3 protein-coding genes are annotated in these 3863 nt (G+C 58.1%); 1 reads left to right on the top strand and 2 read right to left on the bottom strand.

The window, feature by feature from the left end; translation table 11 throughout:
* A partial coding sequence (locus AUR66_RS17470; RefSeq protein ID WP_231727954.1) for a cation:proton antiporter occupies positions 1 to 1748 on the top strand: 1748 nt, incomplete at its 5' end.
* Between the two features lie 41 nt (positions 1749 to 1789).
* On the opposite strand, the gene AUR66_RS17475 is transcribed toward AUR66_RS17470, so the two are convergent.
* Together AUR66_RS17475 and AUR66_RS17480 are read right to left on the bottom strand one after the other, a co-directional pair.
* Positions 1790 to 2740 (bottom strand): hypothetical protein, encoded by a 951-nt coding sequence (locus AUR66_RS17475; RefSeq protein ID WP_058573444.1) that lies wholly within the window; start codon positions 2738 to 2740, stop codon positions 1790 to 1792.
* A gap of 80 nt (positions 2741 to 2820) precedes the next feature.
* On the bottom strand, positions 2821 to 3720 hold the full coding sequence (locus tag AUR66_RS17480) for a bile acid:sodium symporter family protein (protein ID WP_058573445.1): 900 nt from the start codon (positions 3718 to 3720) through the stop codon (positions 2821 to 2823).
* Positions 3721 to 3863 lie beyond the last annotated feature (143 nt).

Consider the following 3863-nt stretch of genomic DNA (forward strand, 5'->3'; position numbering starts at 1 on the left):
CGTCACGTATGTCTGCGGTAGAAGAGCAGCTAATAGTTCTTCTCTATCTCTTCGCCATCGCCGGTGCTGTCGGTTTCGTCACTGCACGGTCCGTCCGAGTGCAGTACACGACTGGACTCCTCATCGCGGGATTGCTCATCTCGATTATCGGTTCCCCAGTCGAAGTCGAACTTACCTCCGATTTCATCTTGCTTGCTCTGCTTCCGGCCTTGGTTTTCAACGATGCAATCCGTATCGACGTGGAGGCGCTCCGCGAGAACATCGTCCCGATTTTGGCACTCGCAGTCGTTGGCCTCCTCGTCTCGATTACCATCATCACCATCGTGGGACCAGTCGTGTTCGGGTTCTCGCTCGTCGTCGCTGTTCTCTTTGGGGCGATTATCATGCCGACCGACCCCGTCTCAGTTCTCGCCGTCTTCGAAGACCTGGGGGTTCCTGAACGACTCAACATCCTCGTCGAAGGTGAGAGCCTCCTGAACGACGGCGTCTCTATCGTCGTCTACTCGTCGGTGCTCGCAGTCCTCGTCGAGGCCGAGACACGAGGTGTTGAAGTTGCTGACTTCGTCACGGTTAGCGCGTTCTTCGCTGACGTCGGAATCGGCATCGTGGTCGCGCTGGTCGGTGGCGCACTCGTCGGCGGTGCAGTTGGATACGTTGCGTACGAACTCATCGCACGAGTGGACGACGAACTGACCGCCGTGGTTATCTCAGTCCTCGTCGCATACGGCGTCTACATCTTCCTCGACATGCTCGGGAGTAGCGGAGTCATCGGAACACTCACCGCCGGTGTCTTCCTCGCGTCTCGCGTCGGCAAGACGGATATTTCTCCCGAGACGAACTTTACCGTGGAAGCTATTTGGGGGTATGCGGCCTTCATCGCGAACACCATCATCTTCGTCGCCCTCGGAATCATCACACCCTTCGACCTTCTCGTCGAATATGCTCCACAAATCGCCGCAGCCATCGTCGTCGTCTTCCTCGCACGGGCCGTCGTCATCTACCCGCTGGTCGGCCTCCTCAATCGGTGGATGGCCACTCGCATCTCCCGTGGCTACCAGCACGTTCTGGCGTGGAGCGGCATCCACGCGTCGGTCTCGATTGCACTCGTGCTCGGCGTGTCCGAACGATTCACTGGACCACTAGCAGAGCAACTCTCAGCCCTCGTCTTCGGCGTCGCAGCTTTCACACTCCTCGTGAACGGTCCCACGATGGGTCGACTCATCGACAGAGTCGGCATCAGCAAATCGCGACCGCCTCAGCGGCTCTACGAGGTACTCGTCGGCCGACTGCACGGAGTCGACGCCGCTCTCGAGACGGCAGAACAACTCCTCGAGGACGACGAGATACCGACGAGTGTCTTCGAAGACATCACAACCGTGTACAGACGTGAGCGTGGCGAACTCGACGCCGCAATCGAGCGCCTCCTCGATACGTATCCCGACATCCGAGAACACGAAGAACGACTCGGGCAACACCGAATTCTCATCGCAGAATACGAGGCTATCAGTGAGGCGATACAACGTGGTGAGATTAGTGGTGACGTGGGAGAACGTCTCCTCAACGACGTGAAAGTGGAACTCGACCGTGTCATGTCCGACGAGTGGACGTTAGAAGACCCAACACCAGACGGATTCACACCTTACTGGCGACGAGAGTTACATCGAGTGGGCGTCGAAGTCGGACGTGACGACCACGAGATGTCTGGGGACGACGACGTCGCTGGGGATGCCGGCCGCTCAGCGAGGTGAGGTGCGGTACAGTGAGCCACGTCAGTCGGAGCGGGTCACAGTCATACTTCGCCCGAAATCCCCTCCGTATCACTCGGAGGGGAAGTCGCCTCAGAGTCCGACTTTCGTCTCCAGTACCACGCGACGAGGACAGAGACGGCCAACATGAGAATGGTGAACGCGAGGATTTCTGAGTCTGCGTTCTCACCTTCGAACGCGCTCGCAGCGATGAAGAGTGCGATTCCGACGTTTCGACCGGCAGTTCCGAGTGCGAGAATTCGTCGACTGTTCGACGTTGGACCCCCAACGAGCCAGCCGATTGCGATTGTCCCAAAGATGAACACGACGAACACGAGTAGTGTCCCCGTCCCGACGAGACGAGCGAACACCCGAATAGTCTCTCCGGGAGAGAGCACGACGATGAGGACGAGTACACTCAACAACGTAACCTGTGCGACGAGTTCGAGAGGACGGACGAGACGCCCCGCAACCGTGGGTGCGACCGCTCGAAGGGCACCGCCAATGAGCAACGGGGCGACGAGAACGAGAACTAACGGGACGAGGAAGCGCCACGGAACGAAGGTTCCTTCGACCCGTAAGAAGAGCAATGCTCCAGCCGTGAGCAATGGGACCGATAGTGCCGCGACCACAGTCAACGAAGCAGTCAACCGAGTCGCTTCGTGTGAATCCTCACCAGAAAGGGCAGCAAGTGTCGGAATAAACGGTGCACCGGGTGCGACAGAGACGAGCAAGAGACTGAGGAGTACCGGTCGAGAGAGCGAGAACACGACCCCGAGAAGCATCGCAAAGACCGGAACTGCGAGCATGTTCGCCAGAAACCAGCGAGCAACGAGGTTGTACTCGCGAGTGATTTTGGTGACGTCACCAGGGCTCAATCGACTCCCCATCGCCACCATCGTACCCGCGAGGAAGACGACGACTGCGACGTCCTTCAGATTCGTCAACAGCGGTTCGTAACCGTCGAAACCACCGAGACTAATGGATGGCATCATCTAACCGACCTCCAGTGGATGGGTACTACCCGCCAGTTCGAGCCACGTCAGCTCGCATCAGTCATCACTCCTGCCCACTCTCATTCTGGTGTCACCTGCTGGTCTCCGCGTTCTCCTGTGAGGCTACTAGTTTCGCTGGGGACCTCACTGCGCCTTCCAAGTTCGCCCCCTGCGGCCATGAGGACGACGAGCATCACCAAGGCACCGACGAGTAAGATGGTTACTACGTCCGGGTCCTGAAAGTTCTGCGCAGCCACGACGAGTGCAGCAGAGATGTTTCGTTGCCCAGTCCCCAGACCCATTACTGACTTGTTGTCCGCGACGGGCCCACCAAGTACGTATCCGACCGCGAACGAGACGGCGACGAACACAAACAAGGCGAGTATCACGCCCGTCCCGACGACACTGACGAGGTTATCGAAGTTCAGCACCAACATCAGCACCGTCAAGAAGACTAACGCCGTCGTGGACGTCTGGGACATCACGGGTTCTACCGAGGTAGCGATGCTCTCGTATCGATCCTTCACGACGAGACCAATTGCCAGTGGAATCAGCATCAAGACGACGAGTGAACTGGCGATGTCGAGTGGGTTCACCTGGACACCTGGCAGTAATAGCGGGAGGACGAGTGGCACGTAGACGACCGTCACGACCATCAAAAGCACCATCAATCCGACACCGAATGCGATGTTCCCCTTCGCTACTTCGACGAGTTTCGGGAGGAACGGCGCTCCAGCAGCAGTCGCGAGGAGGATAATTCCGATTGATTGTCCCTCTGAGAGCGGGAACACGAAGACGAGAACGTAGGCGACAATCGGAATCACCACGAAGTTGGCTGCCAATGCTTTGGCAACCAAACTCGCGTTTCGTAAGGGGTCGAGAATCTGTGAGACGGTCAGGCTCAATCCCATAGAGAGCATGCTCGTCACGACGAACACGAGGACCGACAGCGTGGCCAGTGATTCGAGGACGACGGCCACAGTTATTCACTCCCACTCTGGGCGATAGGAGCCACGTCGTACGACCCATCGGTGAGCGACCAGTTCGGTCTGTCGTCGTGTTGGTCGGTGGTGTCCTGCTGGAGGCCATAGACGGACACGTCTTCTGCAATCGAATCCACTCC

Source organism: Haloferax profundi, assembly GCF_001469865.1.
Classification (GTDB): domain Archaea; phylum Halobacteriota; class Halobacteria; order Halobacteriales; family Haloferacaceae; genus Haloferax; species Haloferax profundi.

Coding starts and splice junctions, on each gene's coding strand:
- AUR66_RS17475 (WP_058573444.1), bottom strand. CDS start 2,740: ATGATGCCATCCATTAGTCTCGGTGGTTTCGACGGTTACGAACCGCTG.